Origin of the sequence: Streptomyces sp. NPDC006368, from assembly GCF_040612535.1 — a bacterium.
Lineage (GTDB): Bacteria > Actinomycetota > Actinomycetes > Streptomycetales > Streptomycetaceae > Streptomyces.
The window spans coordinates 1-16,900 of sequence record NZ_JBEXQK010000044.1; the positions used below are offsets into that span (position 1 = coordinate 1).

Sequence of the window (16,900 nt, forward strand, 5' to 3'; positions counted from 1 at the left end):
TTTTAAGTCTCCGGCTACCACCGTGATCTACACCCCTAATCACACACTCTTTCCCTCCCCGACGCATTTCCGATCTCCCCGGACCCCGGTGGTACGTACGCGGGGGCTGACGCCCCCCCCCCCCGAACGCGGCGGCTCCGCGCCCGGACCGGCGCACACCCGGCGCGACATGGCCCGCACGAAGGGCCGGGCCGGCTGCGGGGCAGGGTCACGCTCCAGCTGGCCCGCCGCAGACCGTGCCGGTCCCCCGGCAGCCCCGTGGACCGGACCCCGCAGCCCCGCCCGCCCTGGGCCGCGCGCGGTGTGCCTGCGCGACCGGCACGCCGCACAGGGTGCAGCGACCCGGACCGTCAGGTCCCCGGCCGGAGGGTGCGCATCCAAGTAGCCGGGCACGGCCCGCCCCGACGCGCGGCCGGTGGCATGCCGTTACTGCTCGGGCTGGTACTCGTGGGCCGGCGCGCCCCGCACGAGGGCGGCCGGCCCGGCACCGCTCCCCACCGCACGGCTGCACCCGACGGGTGCGTACCCGGGCGGACCCGGGTACGGCGCACGGCCCGCCCCGCGGGCGGCCCGCCCCGCAGGGGCGCGGGGCGGGGTCGGCCCTCAGCGCAGGTGGGACGTGTCGTTCAGGAGGCGGACCGAGGCGTTGCCGTCCTGGTAGTAGGCGACCACCGAGAGGGAGGCCGCCGAGAGTTCCATGCGGAACAGGGATTCCGGTGGGGCGCCCAGGGCCAGGCGGACCAGGGTCTTGATCGGGCTCACGTGGGTGACGAGCAGGACCGTGCGGCCGGCGTACAGCGACGTCAGACGGTCGCGCGTGGCCGCCACCCGGCGAGCGGTCGCGGCGAACGACTCGCCGCCCGTGGGGGCCGACTTGGCGGAGGCCAGCCAGGCGTTCAGGTCGTCCGGGTACCGCTCGCGGACCTCCGCGAACGTCAGGCCCTCCCACGCGCCGAAGTCCGTCTCCCGCAGGCCGTCGTCGATCCGGACCTCCAGGCCCAGGCGGGCCGCGACCGCCTCGGCCGTCTGGCGGGTCCGGAGCAGCGGGGAGGAGACGATCTCCTGGACGGTGCCGCGCGCCGCGAGTGCGGACGCGACCGCGTCGGCCTGGCGCAGGCCGACCGGGGACAGCTCCGGGTCGGTGCCACCGCTGCCGGAGAAACGCTTCTCCGGGGTGAGCGCCGTCTCCCCGTGCCGGAGCAGGACGAAGGTGGCCGGTGCGCCCATGTCCGCCGAGTCCCCCCAGCCGACGGACGGCGTGGGCCGGGTCGCCGCCTCGGCCGCCGCGGCGGCGCCGACGCCCGCGAGCGCGGCGCCCGCCGTGGCGGACATACCGGCGGGCGCCGCGCCCGCGACGGCTGCCCGGGGCTCCGTGACCGCGCCCGCGAGGGCCGCGCGGGCCTTCGCCGCGCCGGCCGCCGCGTCGCCCACCACGCGGGCGGCGCCCGCGTCGAGGGCGGCGGCCGAGGTGGACGGCTGCCACTGCTTGCCGCGCTTGCCCGCGTCCATCGCCTCGTTGGCGAGCCGGTCCGCGTGCTTGTTCTTCTCGCGCGGTATCCACTCGTAGGTGACCTGACCGGCGGGGAAGACCCGGGCCGCCTCGGCGGCGAGGGGCTTCATGTCCGGGTGCTTGATCTTCCAGCGGCCGGACATCTGCTCCACGACCAGCTTGGAGTCCATGCGGACGCGGACCTTCGCGTCCGGGGCGAGCTCGCGGGCCGCCTTCAGACCCGCGACCAGCCCCTTGTACTCGGCGACGTTGTTCGTGGCGACGCCGATGTACTCGGCCGCCTCCACCAGCGGCTCACCGGACACCGGGTCCAGGACCACCGCACCGTATCCGGCGGGGCCCGGGTTGCCCCGGGAGCCACCGTCCGCCTCGACGATCAGCTCGCGCAGCCCGTTCGGCATCAGAGGCCGGACTCCGAGGTACGGACCAGGATGCGGCGGCAGTTCTCGCACCGCACGACCGTGTCGGGGGCGGCGGCCCGCACGTCGTTGATCTCGGTGATGTTGAGCTCGATGTGGCAGCCCTCGCAGCGGCGCTGGAACAGGCGGGCCGCGCCGACCCCGCCCTGCTGGCCGCGGATCTTCTCGTACAGCTTCAGCAGGTCGGCCGGGATGGAGCCCGCGACGAGCTCGCGCTCCTTGGTGGCGGATGCGGCCTCGCTGTCGAGCTGCTGCTCCGCCGCGTCACGCCGCGCCGTCGCGTCGTCGACCCTGGCCTGGACGGCGGCGACCCGCTCGGTCAGCTCGGCGACGCGCTCCTGCGCGGACTCGCGGCGCTCCATGACCTCCAGGACCACGTCCTCCAGGTCGCCCTGGCGCTTGGCGAGGGAGACGAGCTCCCTCTGGAGGTTCTCCAGGTCCTTCGGGGACGTGGCGGATCCGGAGTCCAGCCGCTGCTGGTCGCGGACGGCGCGCTGGCGCACCTGGTCGACGTCCTGCTCCGCCTTGGTCTGCTCGCGGGCGCAGTCGCTCTCCTCCGTCTGCGCGGCGATGAGCAGGTCGCGCAGCTGCGTGAGGTCCTTGGTCAGCGAGTCGATCTCGGCGTGCTCGGGCAGCGACCGGCGCTTGTGCGCGAGCTGCGACAGGCGGGCGTCGAGGGCCTGGACGTCGAGGAGTCGGATCTGGTCGGCGGGCGCGGCGTTCAGTTGGGGGCTCCAGAGGAAGAGTGGTGGGTCCACGGGTCGGTGACCGTCGTCGAGACGTGGACCCGCAGGTCCCAGCCGTGACGGTCGGAAATCTCGTCGAGCTGCGCGGCGGCCAGCTCGCACCAGGGCCATTCGGTGGCCCAGTGCGCGGCGTCGATCAGCCCCAGCCGGGAGTGCTGCGCGGCCTCCGACGCCGGGTGGTGGCGCAGGTCGGCGGTGAGGAAGGCGTCCACCCCGGCCGCCCGGACGGCGTCGAAGAGGCTGTCGCCGGAGCCGCCGCTGACGGCGACCGTGCGGACGAGCGCGTCGAGGTCGCCGGCGACGCGGATGCCCTGGGCGGTGGCCGGGAGCCGCTTGGCGGCGCGGGCGGCGAAGTCCCGCAGAGACTCGGGCGGGTCGACCTCGCAGATCCGGCCGAGGCCGCTCTCGGGGACCAGGGGGCCGGTGACGCGCAGGTCAAGGGCGCCCGCGAGGGCGTCGGACACTCCGGGGTCGGCCGTGTCGGCGTTGGTGTGCGCGACGTGCAGCGCGATGTCGTGCTTGATCAGCGTGTGGACGACGCGGCCCTTGAAGTGGCCGGCCGCGACGGTCGTCGTGCCGCGCAGATACAGGGGGTGGTGGGTGACGATCAGGTCGGCGCCGAGCTCGATCGCCTCGTCGGCGATCTCCTGGACGGGGTCGACGGCGAACAGCACGCGGGTGACCGCGGCGTCGGGGTCACCGCAGACCGTGCCGACGGCATCCCACTGTTCGGCCCGCTCAGGGGGCCAGAGGGCGTCGAGCGCGGCGATGACTTCAGACAGACGGGGCACGTAGGAAAGGCTACCTGTCCCGCGCGCCCCGCCGCCCTGGCCTGTGGACAACCCCGCGCAGGCGCCCGCCGGCGCCTCCCCTCCGTACCCGTGGGCGCGGGTGAAGGTGCTCGCGACCCGCGCCGGCACCCGGCTGCCGGGACCCGCGCCGGCACCCCGCACCCGGCCCCCGCACCACACGCACCGGGAGCACAAACACCTCCCCTTTCTCAGGCGAACCAGGACATGGCCACCCTTATAGGTGAAGCGGTGCCGCTCACGGTGTTCGGTTCGGCGTACGAAAACTACCTTCGGTCGCCGGAGGTGACGAGTCGATGACAGTCTGTGCCATCGAGATCGCCGGTCACAGGGGATTCACGATCACGGCGGACGGTACCTACGCGGCGCGGCTGGCGGGTGAGGGCGAGGCGCTGTATCCGGAGCGGTGGACGCTGGACGGCCCCGAGCCGTACGCGGTGCCCCTGCCGCTCGCCCAGCCGGAGGACCCGCACGCGCAGCTGCTGCCGCTGGTGGACGGGCGGGTACTGATCGGACGCCGCGCGGGCGGGCGGTACACCTTCGCGCTGCTGTACCCGACCGGCCCCGGCACGGGCCAGCTGCCGCTGGGCGCTGTCGACGCGGCGTCCTTGCGGCTGCTGCCGCCGTCGCCGGACGGCACGCGCGCGTACGCCCTGGTCGCCGGGGAGCACTCCTCGGCTGTGTGGCAGGTGGCGGGTGGGGCGTACGGCCCCGAGCGCGTCGCCGAGATCAACGGGCGTTGTACGGGCGGGGTGTGGCTGGACCGTACGGGCCGGCTGCTGGCGCTGGACCGGCAGCTCGACGGAGGGCCCGTCAAGGCGGTCGCGGTGGACCTGGAGCGCGGCGGGGAGGTGTCGCCGTTGCTGCAGATCACGGAGGAGAGCGATGACCGGCTGCTGCTGGCGGACGCGGACAGCGGGTTGCTGCTGATCCGTTCCGACGCGCCGTCACCGGGGCACGCGCGGCTGGGCTGGGGGGTGTTGGGCAGCACGCTGCCGGTGCGCTTCCCGGAGTGCCTGCGGCTCGCCGACGCGGCGGTGACGCCGTTCGCCGTACAGCCGGGGCAGATGCTGACGCCGGAGGTCTGTTCGGTGGCGTTGCGGATCGACGCGGCGGCGGGCAGTTGGGTGGGGGTGTGGCGGCCGGCGGGGCGGCGGCTGCACCAGCTTCCCGCGCCGGCGGGCTGGCTGCCGGGGGCGGGGCTGTGGACGCCGGAGGGCGCGCTGCGCCTGCCGTACGTGACGGGGGCGGTGCGGTGCGGGCTGGCACGGGTGCCCGTGGAGGCGGTCACACAACCGCCACAACCGGAACGCGCAGGTGGGGAACCGTCCCGGGGCGGCGCGACTCCTGGAGTGTGCAAGCCGGTTCCGTTGCAGCAGGCTCCGCTCACCGGCCGGACCGCCCGTGGCTAGACTCTCGGGCCGCACATCGTCAGCGATCTTTACGGGGTGAACTTCCCACATGTCTGAGGCCATGACCGACACGACCCAGGCGCGACCGCACGGGGACGCCGGTGGCTCCGGAAAGCACCGAGGGGGCGCGGCGGCGACGGAGGACCTGTCGTCGCAGCCGCACGGCCGTCACCGCAAGGACCCGAACCACGGGACCTCGGCCTGACGGCCCGCCGACAGCGATGAGGGCCGCCCAGGGGACACCCCCCGGGGCGGCCCTCTCACATCTCCCCCTCCACCCCGCCGCCCCTCCCCGCACCCTCCGCCCTCCGTCCGTCCCCGGTCCGCCCGTCCGCCCGTCCCCGGTCCGTCCTTCAGGCGGTGCGGACGAGGGTGTCGGTGAGGACCGGCGCGTCGTCCCGTTCGACGGCGGTCACCACCACCCGCACCCGGCCCCCGTCGTCCGGCCGCCACAACCGGACCCGGAGCGTCTCCCCGGGGAACACGACCCCGGCGAAGCGGGCCCGGTACGACCGGACCCGGGTGACGTCCCCGCCGAGCACCGTGTCGACGACGGCCTTCAGGGCCATGCCGTACGTGCACAGGCCGTGCAGGATGGGCCGCTCGAAGCCCGCGCGCCGCGCGAATCGCGGGTCGGCGTGCAGCGGGTTGGTGTCGCCGGAGAGCCGGTAGAGCAGCGCCTGGTCCTCGCGGACGCGGCGCTCGACGGTCACGTCGGGAACGGAGTACGAGGGTTCGCGACAGCCGGGCCGGGCGGAGGGGCCGCGTTCGCCGCCGAAGCCGCCTTCCCCGCGTACGTACAGCAGGGCCTCGCTCTCCCACAACGGCCCGTCGGCGTCGGCCGCTTCGGAACGCAGGACGATCACGGCGGCCTTGCCCTTGTCGTACACGGCGGCGACCCGGGAGCTGCCGGTGGCCCGGCCCCGTACCGGAAGGGGGCGGTGCAGCCGGATGCTCTGCCCGGCGTGCAGGACGGCGGCGAGGTCGACATCGACACCGGGCGTCGACAGGCCGCCGATGACGCCCGGGCCGCCGCCCGCGACGGTGACGAAGGAGGGCAGGACGTGCAGCCGGGACTCCAGGGTGTACCGCAGTTCGCCGGGGTCGGTGGCGGGGACGCCGGCGCCGAGACCCAGGTGGTAGAGCTGGACGTCCCTGGGGTCCCAGTGGATCGCGGCGGACCGGGGCCCGGCGGCGATCGCGCGGCTCACGTCGATGGGCATCGGGCCCGCCTCCCGCGTTCGGCGTCCTGTCGGGTCAGTGGTCGACGGTACGGCGCGGCAGCCACAGCAGCATGAGCACCGCGCCCGCCAGCAGGGTTCCCGCACCGATGCGGAACGCCAGCGCGTAACCGGCCGTCAGCGCCTCCGCACCCGTGCCCCCGGCCGTACGGGCGGCGGCGACCGTCGACAGGACGGCCAGCCCCAGGGCGCCGCCCATCGTGCGGGAGGTGTTGACCATCCCCGACACGAGCCCGGCGTCACCCGGAGCCGCGCCCGAAGTGGCGAGGGCGGCGAGCGGGGTGATGACCAGGCCGACGCCGAACATCATCAGGATGCCGGGGCCGAGCACCACGTGCAGGTACGAGCCGTGCGCGTCCATCAGCGACTGCCAGCCGAACCCGGTGGCGGCGATCAGCGTGCCGAGCACCGCCAGGTTCCGCGCACCGGCCGTGGCCATCAGCCGGGGTGCCAGCTTGGAGCCGACGATGACGCTGATGGAGCTCGGTACGAGGGCGAGACCGGCCTCCAGCGGCGTGTAGCCGAGGACGTTCTGGGCGTACATCGTCATGAAGAACCACATGGCGAACGACGCCGAACCGGTCACCAGCATCGACACGTTGGCCGCCGACACCGCCCGCGACCGGAACACCTTCAGCGGCATCAGCGGCGCGCCCGTCCGTGCCTCCACCGCGACGAAGGCCGCCAGCAGCGCCAGGCCGCCGCACAGCGGCAGCAGGGTCGCCGAGTCGCCCCAGCCGGCCTGCTCCGTCTGCACGATGCCGTACGCGACGGCCGCCAGGCCGCCGGTGACCAGGACCGCGCCGGGCAGGTCGAGCCGCCGGCCGCCACCGGTCCGGCCCTCGCGCACCCACAGCGCGGCGCCGATGAACACCAGCACCCCCACCGGCACGTTGATCAGCAGCACCCAGCGCCAGGAGAGCAGGTCCGTGAGGAGGCCGCCGACCAGTCCGCCGGCCGCGCCGCCGCCCGCGCCCACGGCCGACCAGGTGCCGATCGCCCGCGTCCGCGCGGGCCCCGGCTCCACCGCGCCGGTCACGATGGTGAGCGTCGCGGGCGCGAGCACCGCCGCCCCGAGCCCCTGCACGGCGCGGGCGGCGAGCAGCTGCCAGCCCTCCACCGCGAGCCCGCCGGCCAGCGACGCGGCGGTGAACAGCCCGAGCCCGACCAGGAACATCCGCTTGCGCCCGAACAGGTCCGCCGCCCGCCCGCCCAGCAGCATGAACCCGGCGAAGGCGATCGTGTACGCGTTGAGCACCCACTGGAGCCCGAGCGCCGACAGTCCCAGGTCGGCGCGCATCGACGGCAGGGCCACGTTGACGACCGAGACGTCGAGGACGACGAGGAACTGACCGGCGCAGGCGGCGAGCAGGACCAGCCAGGCGCGGGCCGGGCGCTGCTCAGTGGTGACGGATAGGGAAGCGGGCTTGGTACGTGTACGGGGCTGGACCATGCCTGTCATGGTCGCAGCTGGGTTCCGCTCCGTACATCGGGCCTTCGTCGTACGTCCGTGGGACCGAGGTCCCTCAGACGCGTCCCTCGGCGGCGGCCCCGACGAACGCCGCGAAGGCCGCCGTACCGACGGCGAAGGCGGGGCCCTCGGGGTTCTTGGAGTCCCGGACGGCGACGCGGCAGGGCTGTGCGGCGATTTCGACGCAGTTGCCGCCGGTGTCGCCGCTGTGGGACGACTTGCGCCAGGCGGCGGCGCCGAGGGGGGCGCACTCGACGCACTGGCCACCGGTGTCAGCGCTGTAGCTGGACTTACGCCACCGTGCGCCCGTCAGGTCCTGGATGGTCTCCATAGCGCTCCTCCATTACGCGGGCGATCAGTGCCGCCGACTCCTCCACGGAAAGGGCGGCGGCCTGAAGGTGATCGTAACGGAGGGAACCCTCCCTGAGAGCCTGCGGATTGGCCGTCATATGGCCCTGCACGAAGTCCTCGGTATAGACGAGGTCGGGGTCGTCATCGAATCGGAGGAGACTGAAGGTGCCCGGCAATCCCGCATGCGCACCTGCGGTGAAGGGCAACACTTGTACCTGCACCCACTCACGTCCCTGGAGGCCCAACAAGTGGGTGAGTTGGCCGCGCATGACTTCCCGGCCGCCGATCTCCTGGTGCAGCGCTGCTTCGCTCAATACCACCCAGATCAGCGGCGGATTCTCGCGCCCCAGGATCCGCTGCCGTTCCATGCGGGCGGCGACCCGGGCATCGAGGTTACCGTCAGTCCGGGCACCCAGTACCGCCCGCGCGTACCCCTCTGTCTGCAACAGTCCATCCACCAACTGCGCCTGGTACGTCGAGATGTACGCCGCCTTCGCCTCCATCTCCGCGTAGGGCTGGAACCAGTGCGGCAGTTGGCTCCGCAGCACCAGCCCCACGAGCCGCGAGAAGGTGCCGCCCGTGCCGAGCGCCGCGTCGATGCGTTCCGAGAAGTCCCGCGTCGGGACCTTCTTCGCGGTCTCGATCTGGCCGATGAGCGAGGCCGTGCAGAAGATGATGTCGCCGAGTTGTGCCTGCTTCAGCCCCGCCTCCTCCCTCAGGCGGCGCAGCTCGGAGCCGTAGTAGTCCAGCGGTGAGGCGCTGGGGTCGAGGTCGCGGATGTTGACCATGCGGTGGCCACCCCCAAGTTCACGCCGTGCGGCGTTCGTTTCGGTTCGTAGCCGAGCGTAAGCACGCCACCGCACTCTGGTGACATGGATCACGTGATTGAACCCTCACCGGCGAACGTCAGCGGCGGCTACCGCATGGGCTTCACGGTCGGTGAACACTCGGCGCGGCACGTGCGGCGCATCCTGCGCATGTTCCTCACGCGCTGGGACATGGCGGAGCTGACCGACGCCGCCGAGCTGGCGATGACGGAGCTCGTCGCCAACGTCGTGCGGCATGTGCCCGGCAGGCGGTGCACGATGCTCATCCTCCGCCGCCCCGAGGGCCTGCGGGTGGAGGTGACGGACGGGTCCGACCGCCCGCCGCTCACCGAGCGCCGGGCTGACGCGCTCGACGAGGGGGGACGCGGCCTGCTTCTGGTGGAGGCGGTGACGGACCGCTGGGGGACGGTGCCGCTGGCGGGCGGCAAGACGGTGTGGTTCGAGTGCGATGCGAAGCGCCCGGCGGCCCCGCCTACGATGTGACCGCCCAGTACGGACGTACGACCAGGAGGAACCCCATGGCCGCCACCGCGCCGACCGCGCCCGCGCCGGAGACGCTCGCCGCGTTCGAGGCCGCCAAGGGGTTCATGCCCGTACGGGAGGGCCTGGCGCTGTACGCGGCGGCGGCCGAGGCGGGGCGGCTCGGGCTGCCGCTGCTGGAGGTCGGCACGTACTGCGGGCGCTCCACGATCCTGCTGGCGGACGCCGCGCGGGCGGCGGGCACCGTGGTCGTCACCGTCGATCACCACCGGGGCAGCGAGGAGCAGCAGCCGGGCTGGGAGTACCACGACCCGACGGTGGTGGACCCGGAGGTCGGCCTGATGGACACGCTGCCCACGTTCCGCCGCACCCTGCGCAAGGCGGGTCTGGAGGATCACGTCATCGCGGTCGTGGGCCGGTCCCCGCAGGTGGTGAAGGTGTGGGCGGGCGAGGTCGGGATGGTGTTCATCGACGGCGGCCACACCGACGAGCACGCGAACGCCGACTACGAGGGCTGGGCGCCGCGCGTCGCGCCCGGCGGGCTGCTCGTCATCCATGACGTGTTCCCCGACCCGGCGGACGGCGGCCAGGCCCCGTACCGGATCTATCTGCGGGCCCTGGAGTCGGGCGCCTTCACCGAGGTGTCGGTGACGGACTCGCTGCGTGTCCTGCGCCGCACGGGCCAGGGCGCCTGACCGTATCGCCTAGCATCGCGGAGTGCATGACGACGACACTCCCGCCCCGCGCCGCCGGTCGAGGCTCCTCCTCGCGGCCGGCGCGCCGCTGCTCGCCGCGCTGGCCGGCTGGCTGGTCTGGGACACGACGAGCGGCGCGGCCGAGCCGGCGCCGAGGGCGCACGGGCCGCTGCCCGCGGCCTCCCGCCCGGCGCCCGGCGCGGACGCGCCGGCCTCTCCCGCCGCGGCCCCTCTCACCGGAAAGACCGTGGTGATCGACCCCGGCCACAACCCGGGGAACTTCGACCACCCCCGGGAAATCAACGCGAAGGTGGACATCGGCACCGGCCACAAGGAGTGCGACACCACCGGCACGTCCACCAACTCCGGTTACACGGAAGCCGCGTTCACGCTCGATGTCTCCCACCGTCTCCGTACGCTCCTTCGGGGGCTGGGCGCGAAGGTGGTCCTCACCCACGACGCCGACCGCCCGTACGGCCCCTGCATCGACGAGCGCGCGCGGATCGGCAACAACGCCCACGCGGACGCCGTCGTCTCCCTCCACGCGGACGGTTCCGCGACCGGCAACCGGGGGTTCCACGTGATCCTTCCCGCCGCGGTCAAGGGCGGTGGCGCGGACACGACGCGAATCGTCGGCCCCTCCCGCACGCTCGGCCGGCACATCGCGGCGCGGTTCGCCACCGCCACGGGCAGCGCGCCCGCCAACTACGTGGGTGGGGGCACAGGGTTGGACGTGCGGAAGGATCTCGGCGGACTGAATCTGTCGACCGTGCCCAAGGTGTTCATCGAATGCGGCAATATGCGTGACCGGGAGGATGCCGCATTGCTCACGGATGCCGCGTGGCGCCAGGAAGCGGCTCGCGGAATCGCGGACGGGATCAGCACCTACCTACGGGGCTAGGCGGGGCGAACGATAACCTGCCGGGGGTCCGGGGGCCGCCCCGGGCACGCACAGCATCCGTACGAGGGGGCCGCCCCCGTGCTTCGCGCCACCCCCGTCCCGACGACAACCGACGAAGGACTTCTCACGTGAACATCCGCTCCCTCACTCGAGGCGATGGCGTGGTGATCGGAGCAGCGGTGGTGCTGTTCATCGCCTCGTTCCTGGACCTCGCCGAATGCTCCGGCGCCTACTGTGACTCCGCCCCGAGCGCCTGGGAGTTCGCGCAGCTCGCCTGGGGCGCGTACATCCCCGGCATCGTGGGCGCGGCTCTGATCGTGGTGGCCCGCGGGCTGCCCCAGCCCCGGAAGATCGCCGGGCTCGACCTCGGCCAGGCCGGTGTCGTCCTGACGATCGCCTCGGCCTGGACCCTGCTCATGTGGATGTTCGAGGCGGACGGCGCGGGCGCGGGGCTCATCCTGGGCCTGATCGCCGCGCTGCTGCTGGCCGCGGCGGCCGTCGCCTCCCCGCTCGTCCCGGTCCTCAAGGCCCCGCTGATGGGCGCTCCGCGCCCGCAGCAGCCGCAGCCGTACGGCGGGCACCCGCAGGCCGGGTACGGCTACCCGGGTGCCGCGCAGCAGCCGTACGGGGCGCAGCCGGGCCAGCCGCAGGGCGGGTACGGCTACCCGGGCGGCCAGCCCGGTCAGCCGGGGCCCGCGCAGGGCGGCCAGCCGCAGGGCCCGCAGCCCTCGCAGGGCGGCCAGGGGCAGCCCGCGCAGGCGCAGCCGCAGCAGGCCGCGCCCGCCGTGGACTTCGCGCCGTTCTGGTTCGCGGTGCCGGTCGCCCGCCCGCTGTACGCCGAGGACGGCGCCCCCAACCCGATCGCCGAACTGGCCCCCGGCACCTGGTACCTGGCCGTGGAGCAGCGCGGTCAGGGCCTGGTGGCCCAGACGCAGGACGGCCGTCGTGGCGTCCTCCAGGACACCACGGGCATCCAGCGGGGTTAGCTCTCGCACCCCGGCTCGCAGGACGGCCCCTCACCCTTCCCGGGTGGGGGGCCGTCGGCGTACAGCCGGTACGCGTCCTGACGGATCGTCATGACAGGTCCATGGCGACAGGTTCGTTTGGGGCGGGGCCGAGCGGTAACCCGTCCCTCATGTCTCCCCGTCATCGGAACGGAAGCAACCGGGCGGCGACCGCTGTCGCGGTCGTCGCGGACATCCTGGCCGCCGTCATCGGCCTCTGGATCCTGATGTACCTCCTGGACGCCAACCGCGCCAACGACCTGGTGCAGTTCGTCCAGGACGCGGCCCGCTGGCTCGCCGGCTGGTCGTACGACCTGTTCACCTTCGACGCGGCCTGGGCGCGCGTCGTGGCGGGCTACGGCCTCGCCGCGGTCGTGTACCTCTTCGTCGGCCACCTGGTGGCGGGCCGCCTGCGCCGCTACTGAGCCGTGCGCCACCGGCGAGTCAGCAGCAGCCAGGTTCCAGACCGCGCGGCAGCCTCTCGCCGCCGAAGACAGCGGTGGTCGCCTCGTCTCCCCCCAGGGCGGCCACCGCGAGCAGCAGGGAGCCCGCCGTCCACGTCGTGAGCTCCTCCGGCCAGACGGCACGGTCGCCCTCGAAGACGTACCCCGTCCAGTACATGCCGCCCTCGGCGCGCAGATGGCCGATGGACTGGAGGATCTCCAGCGCCCGGTCCGACTCTCCCATCGCCCAGAGCGCCAGGGCCAGTTCGCAGCTCTCGCCGCCCGTCACCCACGGGTTGGGCAACACGCAGCGCACACCGAGGCCGGGGACCACGAAGTCGTCCCAGGCGCTCTCGATGCGCTCCTTGGCGGCCGTGCCGGTGACGGCGCCGCCGAGCACGGGGTAGTACCAGTCCATCGAGTAGCGGCTCTTGTCGAGGAACCGCTCGGGGTGGCTGCGGATGGCGTGGCCGAGCGCGCCCGTCGCCAGCTCCCAGTCGGGCTGCGGCTCCTCGCGCTCCTCCGCGACGGCCAGCGCGCAGCGCAGCGCCTGGTGGATCGAGGAGGAGCCCGTCAGCAGCGCGTCGGTGACGGGCGTGCCGTCGGCCTCGCGCTTCCAGCCGATCTGGCCGCCGGGCTGCTGGAGGCGCAGCACGAACTCGACCGCCGCGTAGACGACCGGCCACATCCGGTCGAGGAAGGTGTCGTCGCCGGTGGCGAGGTAGTGGTGCCAGACGCCGACGGCGATGTACGCGCAGAAGTTGGTCTCCCGGCTCTCGTCGGTGACCCGGGTGGGGTCGCCGTCGTGGTAGGCGGCGTACCAGGAGCCGTCGGCGTTCTGGTGGCGGGCCAGCCACTCGTAGGCGCGGGCGGCGGCCGTGTGCTCGCCGGCAGCGTCCAGGGCCATGGCCGCCTCCGTGTGGTCCCACGGGTCCAGGTGGTGGCCGCGGAACCACGGGATGGCGCCGTCCTCGCGCTGCACCGCGAGGATGCCGGCGACGGTCTCGGCGGCCTGCTCGGCGGTGAGGACGCCGGGCAGGACGAGGTGTTCGGCGACCTGTTCCGGTGAGGTCACTGGGCGGCCGCCGCACGCGGGAGGTGGGGCTTGGTCGCGTACGCCACGAAGCTCTTGCCCAGGACGGGGTTGAGGGCACGCTCGGCGACGCGGGTGGCCAGGGGCTTCTTCATGATGTCCCAGACCAGCAGCTTGTGGTACGCGCGGACGGGCAGCGCCTTGTCGTTGTCGACACCGAAGGCGCACTTCAGCCACCAGTAGGGCGAGTGCAGCGCGTGGGCGTGGTGGGTGCCGTACGGCCTCAGCCCGGCCTCGCGGATCTTCGCGAGCAGTTCGTCCGCCTTGTAGATGCGGATGTGGCCGCCCTCGACCTCGTGGTACGCGTCGGAGAGCGTCCAGCAGACCTTCTCGGGGCCGTAGCGGGGCACGGTGATCGCGATGCGCCCGCCCGGCTTGAGCACGCGGACCATCTCGGCGAGGACACCCTTGTCGTCCGGGATGTGCTCCATGACCTCGGAAATGATCACGACGTCGAACGACTCGTCGGGGAAGGGCAGGTTGAGGGCGTCGCCCTCCATCGCCGTGGCGGTGGCGCCGGCCGGGGCCTCACCGGCCTCCTTCATGGCCGCGAACCACGTGGCGACCTCGCGGATCTCCTCGCCGTTGCGGTCGAGGGCGACGACCTGCGCCCCGCGCCGGTAGCACTCGAACGCGTGCCGGCCGGCCCCACAGCCCAGGTCGAGCACGCGATCGCCGGGGGCGAGCGGGAAGCGGGTGAAGTCGACGGTCAGCACGAGTGCGGCCTGCTTTCACGGTCCAGGAGGGCCAGGAGGGTGGGTGCGGTGGGAGGCGTCATCGGCGCGCTCATCGGCGGGCTCGTCGACCGGCTCGGTGGGCACGTCGGCGGGCTCGTCCGCCGGCTCATCGGCGGGCTCCCCGCGCGGCGATGGCCTCGCGGTACAGCTGCGCGGTGCCCTGGGCCGCGCGGGCCCAGGTGAACCGGTCCAGCACCCGGGTGCGGCCCGCCGCGCCCAGGCGGGCGCGCAGCCCGGCGTCGCCCAGCAGGCGGCCCAGCGCCGCGGCAAGGGCGCCCGCGTCGCCCGGCGGGACGGCCAGACAGGTCTCGCCGTCGGGGCCGGCGACCTCCGGGATCGCGCCGCCCGTGGTGGCGACCAGCGGCGTGCCGGTGGCCATCGCCTCGGCGGCGGGCAGCGAGAACCCCTCGTACAGGGAGGGCACGCACGCCACTTGGGCGCCGCGGTAGAGGTCGACGAGCTCGGCGTCGGTGACGCCCTTGACGAACCGGACGGCGCCGTCCAGCCCGTACCGCTCGATGGCCTGCGCGACCGGCCCGTCCTCGGCGCGCTTGCCGACGACGACGAGGTGGGCGTCCGGGTTCTCGGTACGGAGCTTGGCGAGCGCCTCGACCAGGTGGACGAGGCCCTTGAGGGGGACATCGGCGCTGGAGGTGGTGACGATGCGGCCCGGGACCTCGGGGACGGCCGGGTCGGGCGACCACAGGTCGGTGTCGGCGCCGATGTGGACCACGCGGATGCGGTCCTGCCGTACGCCGAGGTGCTCGACGATCTCGTCCCGCGAGGAGCCGGAGACGGTGAGGACGGAGGGCAGCCGGCGGGCCACGCGCTTCTGCATGCGCGTGAAGGCGTACCAGCGGCGCACGGAGGCCCGGCGCTTCCAGTCCGTCGCGGCGTCCAGCTCCAGCTGCCGGTCGACCGTGATCGGGTGGTGGATGGTGGTGACGAGCGGGGCGCCGAGGTCGCCGAGGAGGCCGTAGCCGAGGGTCTGGTTGTCGTGGACGACGTCGAAGTCGCCGCGCCGCGCGGCCAGGTGGCGGCGGGCGCGCAGCGAGAAGGTGAGCGGCTCGGGGAAGCCGCCGGTCCACATGGTCGCGACCTCGACGGCGTCGACCCAGTCCCGGTACTCGTCGCGCTTGGGGGTGCGGAACGGGTCCGGGTGGCGGTACAGGTCGAGGGAGGGCAGCTCGGTGAGCGGCACGCCCTCGTCCAGCACGGGGTAGGGCTGGGAGCCGATCACCTCGACGCTGTGCCCGAGGCGGGCGAGCTCCCGCGACAGGTGCCGTGCGTAGACGCCCTGGCCCCCGCAGAACGGGTTCCCCTTGTACGTGAGGAGGGCGATGCGCAGCGGGCCGTCGGCGTCCCCCTGGACGGCGTGGGCACGGGGGCCTGCCTCTATGGCCTCAGCGGTCACTCGCGGCCCCCTTCTGCCTGCGTTTCGCCGGAGCGTAACCGGTCGCGCTAATCTAGAACAAGTTACAGACTTGATCGTTCAAGGAGCTTCGAATCTACCGGCAGGTAGCGCCGCTGTGAGGGCCGGAACAGGTGATTCACGCCACGGCGGGCGCCCGGTCGTACGGTAGGCCACCATCGTCACGGAACGGGACCACGGGGACACATGACAGCGGAAGACAGACCGGCGTCGCCGCCGCTGACAGAGCGCCAGGAGGCGCGCCGCCGCCGCATCCTGCACGCCAGCGCGCAGCTGGCCTGCCGGGGCGGTTTCGACGCCGTCCAGATGCGCGAGGTCGCCGAGGCCGCCGGGGTCGCGCTCGGCACGCTGTACCGGTACTTCCCTTCCAAGATCCATCTGCTGGTCGCCACCATGCAGGACCAGCTGGAGGACCTGCACACGACGCTGCGCAAGCGTCCCCCGGCCGGTGAGGCCGCGTCCGAGCGGGTCGCCGAGACGCTGATGCGCGCCTTCCGCGCCCTCCAGCGCGAGCCGCACCTGGCGGACGCGATGGTGCGCGCCCTGACGTTCGCGGACCGGAGCGTGAGCGCCGAGGTCGACACGGTCTCGCGCCGCACGACGGCGATCATCCTGGACGCGACGGGCCTGGAGCGCCCGACCCCCGAGCAGCTGTCGGCGGTGCGGGTCATCGAACACACCTGGCACTCCGCGCTCATCACCTGGCTCTCGGGGCGGGCGTCGATCGCGCAGGTGACGGTCGACATCGAGACGGCGTGCCGGCTGATCGACCTGACGAGCCCGGGGCGGGGAGCGGGAGCAGGGGCGGGGGCAGGAGCGGGGGCGGGGGCGACCTGACGGGCGGGCGGGCGTGGCCGGTTGGTTTCCGTGTCCCGGGGTGCCGGGTACGGCAGCTGCCGGTGGTGCCGCCTCAGCGCCGCCGACCCGCTGCGGGGACGACCCTGCACGGCCCCGCCCCGATGCCGTACGCCGGGTGCGCGTCGCCGGAACGAAGGCCCGGGGGCGGGGTCTCGTACGGGTGGCGGGTGCGCCCCGATGCCGTACGCCGGATGCGGGTCGCCGGAACGAAGGCCCGGGGGCGGCGGTTCCAGTGGGTGCACGGCCCCGCCCCGATGCCGTACGCCGGGTGCGGGCGGGTGGGGGCTGAGGGCGAGAGCCCTCACGTGGCCGCCGCGAGGGCCCCCGGTAGAGTGAGCGCGTCGTCATCAAGCCCGTACGGGGAGAAGCCGGTGCGAATCCGGCGCTGACCCGCAACCGTGAGCCGTCGCAGCAGCGGCGGTGAGCCGGATCGCCCCTTACGCGTACGTGTTCGGCTCGCGTCACCGGGAT

Annotated in this window: 18 protein-coding genes and 1 riboswitch; of the genes, 8 read left to right on the forward strand and 10 right to left on the reverse strand. The window is 73.7% G+C overall.

Translation table 11 applies throughout. The features are described 5' to 3' along the window. Window positions 1-603 precede the first annotated feature (603 nt). Genes ABZZ38_RS25365 through ABZZ38_RS25375 form a run of 3 tightly spaced genes read right to left on the reverse strand, consistent with a single transcriptional unit; the run spans window position 604 to window position 3,466 of the window. Window positions 604-1,911, reverse strand: a complete 1,308-nt coding sequence (locus ABZZ38_RS25365) for a bifunctional RNase H/acid phosphatase (protein ID WP_356743947.1) — start codon at window positions 1,909-1,911, stop codon at window positions 604-606. Further along, window positions 1,911-2,654, reverse strand: coding sequence for a C4-type zinc ribbon domain-containing protein (locus ABZZ38_RS25370; protein ID WP_356744048.1), 744 nt, complete (start codon window positions 2,652-2,654; stop codon window positions 1,911-1,913). Before ABZZ38_RS25370 ends, ABZZ38_RS25365 begins: the two co-directional genes overlap by 1 nt. Further along, window positions 2,651-3,466 (reverse strand): Nif3-like dinuclear metal center hexameric protein, encoded by an 816-nt coding sequence (locus ABZZ38_RS25375; RefSeq protein WP_356743949.1) that lies wholly within the window; start codon window positions 3,464-3,466, stop codon window positions 2,651-2,653. The genes ABZZ38_RS25370 and ABZZ38_RS25375 overlap by 4 nt, the downstream gene beginning before the upstream one ends. 314 nt (window positions 3,467-3,780) lie before the next feature. On the opposite strand from ABZZ38_RS25375, the gene ABZZ38_RS25380 reads away from it, so the two are divergent. Beyond that, complete coding sequence (locus ABZZ38_RS25380) at window positions 3,781-4,896, forward strand: hypothetical protein (protein WP_356743951.1); 1,116 nt, start codon at window positions 3,781-3,783, stop codon at window positions 4,894-4,896. A 61-nt stretch (window positions 4,897-4,957) separates the two neighbouring features. After that, window positions 4,958-5,101, forward strand: a complete 144-nt coding sequence (locus ABZZ38_RS25385; RefSeq protein ID WP_356744058.1) for a hypothetical protein — start codon at window positions 4,958-4,960, stop codon at window positions 5,099-5,101. A gap of 148 nt (window positions 5,102-5,249) precedes the next feature. Here ABZZ38_RS25385 and ABZZ38_RS25390 read toward each other — a convergent pair whose 3' ends face one another. The 4 genes from ABZZ38_RS25390 to ABZZ38_RS25405 all read right to left on the reverse strand — a co-directional run bounded on the left by ABZZ38_RS25390 (window position 5,250) and on the right by ABZZ38_RS25405 (window position 8,747). Further along, window positions 5,250-6,119 (reverse strand): MaoC/PaaZ C-terminal domain-containing protein, encoded by an 870-nt coding sequence (locus ABZZ38_RS25390; protein ID WP_356743953.1) that lies wholly within the window; start codon window positions 6,117-6,119, stop codon window positions 5,250-5,252. A gap of 34 nt (window positions 6,120-6,153) precedes the next feature. Beyond that, window positions 6,154-7,590 (reverse strand): MFS transporter, encoded by a 1,437-nt coding sequence (locus ABZZ38_RS25395; RefSeq protein WP_356743955.1) that lies wholly within the window; start codon window positions 7,588-7,590, stop codon window positions 6,154-6,156. A gap of 73 nt (window positions 7,591-7,663) precedes the next feature. After that, window positions 7,664-7,939 carry a DUF397 domain-containing protein gene (locus tag ABZZ38_RS25400; RefSeq protein WP_356743957.1) on the reverse strand — a complete coding sequence of 92 codons (276 nt, stop codon included), beginning with the start codon at window positions 7,937-7,939 and terminating at the stop codon, window positions 7,664-7,666. Next, entirely contained in the window at window positions 7,899-8,747 is an 849-nt protein-coding gene (locus tag ABZZ38_RS25405; RefSeq protein ID WP_356743959.1) for a helix-turn-helix transcriptional regulator, read from the reverse strand. Before ABZZ38_RS25405 ends, ABZZ38_RS25400 begins: the two co-directional genes overlap by 41 nt. A gap of 84 nt (window positions 8,748-8,831) precedes the next feature. Here ABZZ38_RS25405 and ABZZ38_RS25410 point away from each other — a divergent pair, with 84 nt between their 5' ends. From ABZZ38_RS25410 to ABZZ38_RS25430, 5 genes are all read left to right on the forward strand, one after another. Then, a complete protein-coding gene (locus tag ABZZ38_RS25410) occupies window positions 8,832-9,269 on the forward strand; it encodes an ATP-binding protein (RefSeq protein WP_356743961.1) in 438 nt (145 codons plus the stop codon). Window positions 9,270-9,304: 35 nt separating this feature from the next. Continuing rightward, window positions 9,305-9,961, forward strand: a complete 657-nt coding sequence (locus ABZZ38_RS25415) for a class I SAM-dependent methyltransferase (RefSeq protein ID WP_356743963.1) — start codon at window positions 9,305-9,307, stop codon at window positions 9,959-9,961. A 22-nt stretch (window positions 9,962-9,983) separates the two neighbouring features. Further along, on the forward strand, window positions 9,984-10,862 hold the full coding sequence (locus ABZZ38_RS25420; RefSeq protein ID WP_356743965.1) for an N-acetylmuramoyl-L-alanine amidase: 879 nt from the start codon (window positions 9,984-9,986) through the stop codon (window positions 10,860-10,862). 128 nt (window positions 10,863-10,990) lie between these two features. After that, window positions 10,991-11,848, forward strand: a complete 858-nt coding sequence (locus ABZZ38_RS25425) for a hypothetical protein (RefSeq protein ID WP_356743968.1) — start codon at window positions 10,991-10,993, stop codon at window positions 11,846-11,848. A gap of 149 nt (window positions 11,849-11,997) precedes the next feature. After that, window positions 11,998-12,291: a hypothetical protein gene (locus ABZZ38_RS25430; RefSeq protein WP_356743970.1), complete on the forward strand. Its 294-nt coding sequence runs from the start codon at window positions 11,998-12,000 to the stop codon at window positions 12,289-12,291. A gap of 19 nt (window positions 12,292-12,310) precedes the next feature. On the opposite strand, the gene ABZZ38_RS25435 is transcribed toward ABZZ38_RS25430, so the two are convergent. The 3 genes from ABZZ38_RS25435 to ABZZ38_RS25445 form a co-directional block, all read right to left on the reverse strand. After that, window positions 12,311-13,384 (reverse strand): prenyltransferase, encoded by a 1,074-nt coding sequence (locus tag ABZZ38_RS25435; RefSeq protein ID WP_356743972.1) that lies wholly within the window; start codon window positions 13,382-13,384, stop codon window positions 12,311-12,313. After that, a complete protein-coding gene (locus tag ABZZ38_RS25440) occupies window positions 13,381-14,118 on the reverse strand; it encodes a class I SAM-dependent methyltransferase (protein WP_356743975.1) in 738 nt (245 codons plus the stop codon). Before ABZZ38_RS25440 ends, ABZZ38_RS25435 begins: the two co-directional genes overlap by 4 nt. A gap of 127 nt (window positions 14,119-14,245) precedes the next feature. Continuing rightward, the gene (locus ABZZ38_RS25445; RefSeq protein WP_356743977.1) at window positions 14,246-15,553 is read right to left on the reverse strand and encodes a glycosyltransferase family 4 protein; all 1,308 of its coding nucleotides are present in this window, start codon (window positions 15,551-15,553) and stop codon (window positions 14,246-14,248) included. A 204-nt stretch (window positions 15,554-15,757) separates the two neighbouring features. On the opposite strand from ABZZ38_RS25445, the gene ABZZ38_RS25450 reads away from it, so the two are divergent. Beyond that, entirely contained in the window at window positions 15,758-16,408 is a 651-nt protein-coding gene (locus ABZZ38_RS25450; RefSeq protein WP_356743981.1) for a TetR family transcriptional regulator, read from the forward strand. 383 nt (window positions 16,409-16,791) lie between these two features. Then, window positions 16,792-16,861, forward strand: a riboswitch (cobalamin riboswitch). Window positions 16,862-16,900: the final 39 nt, after the last annotated feature.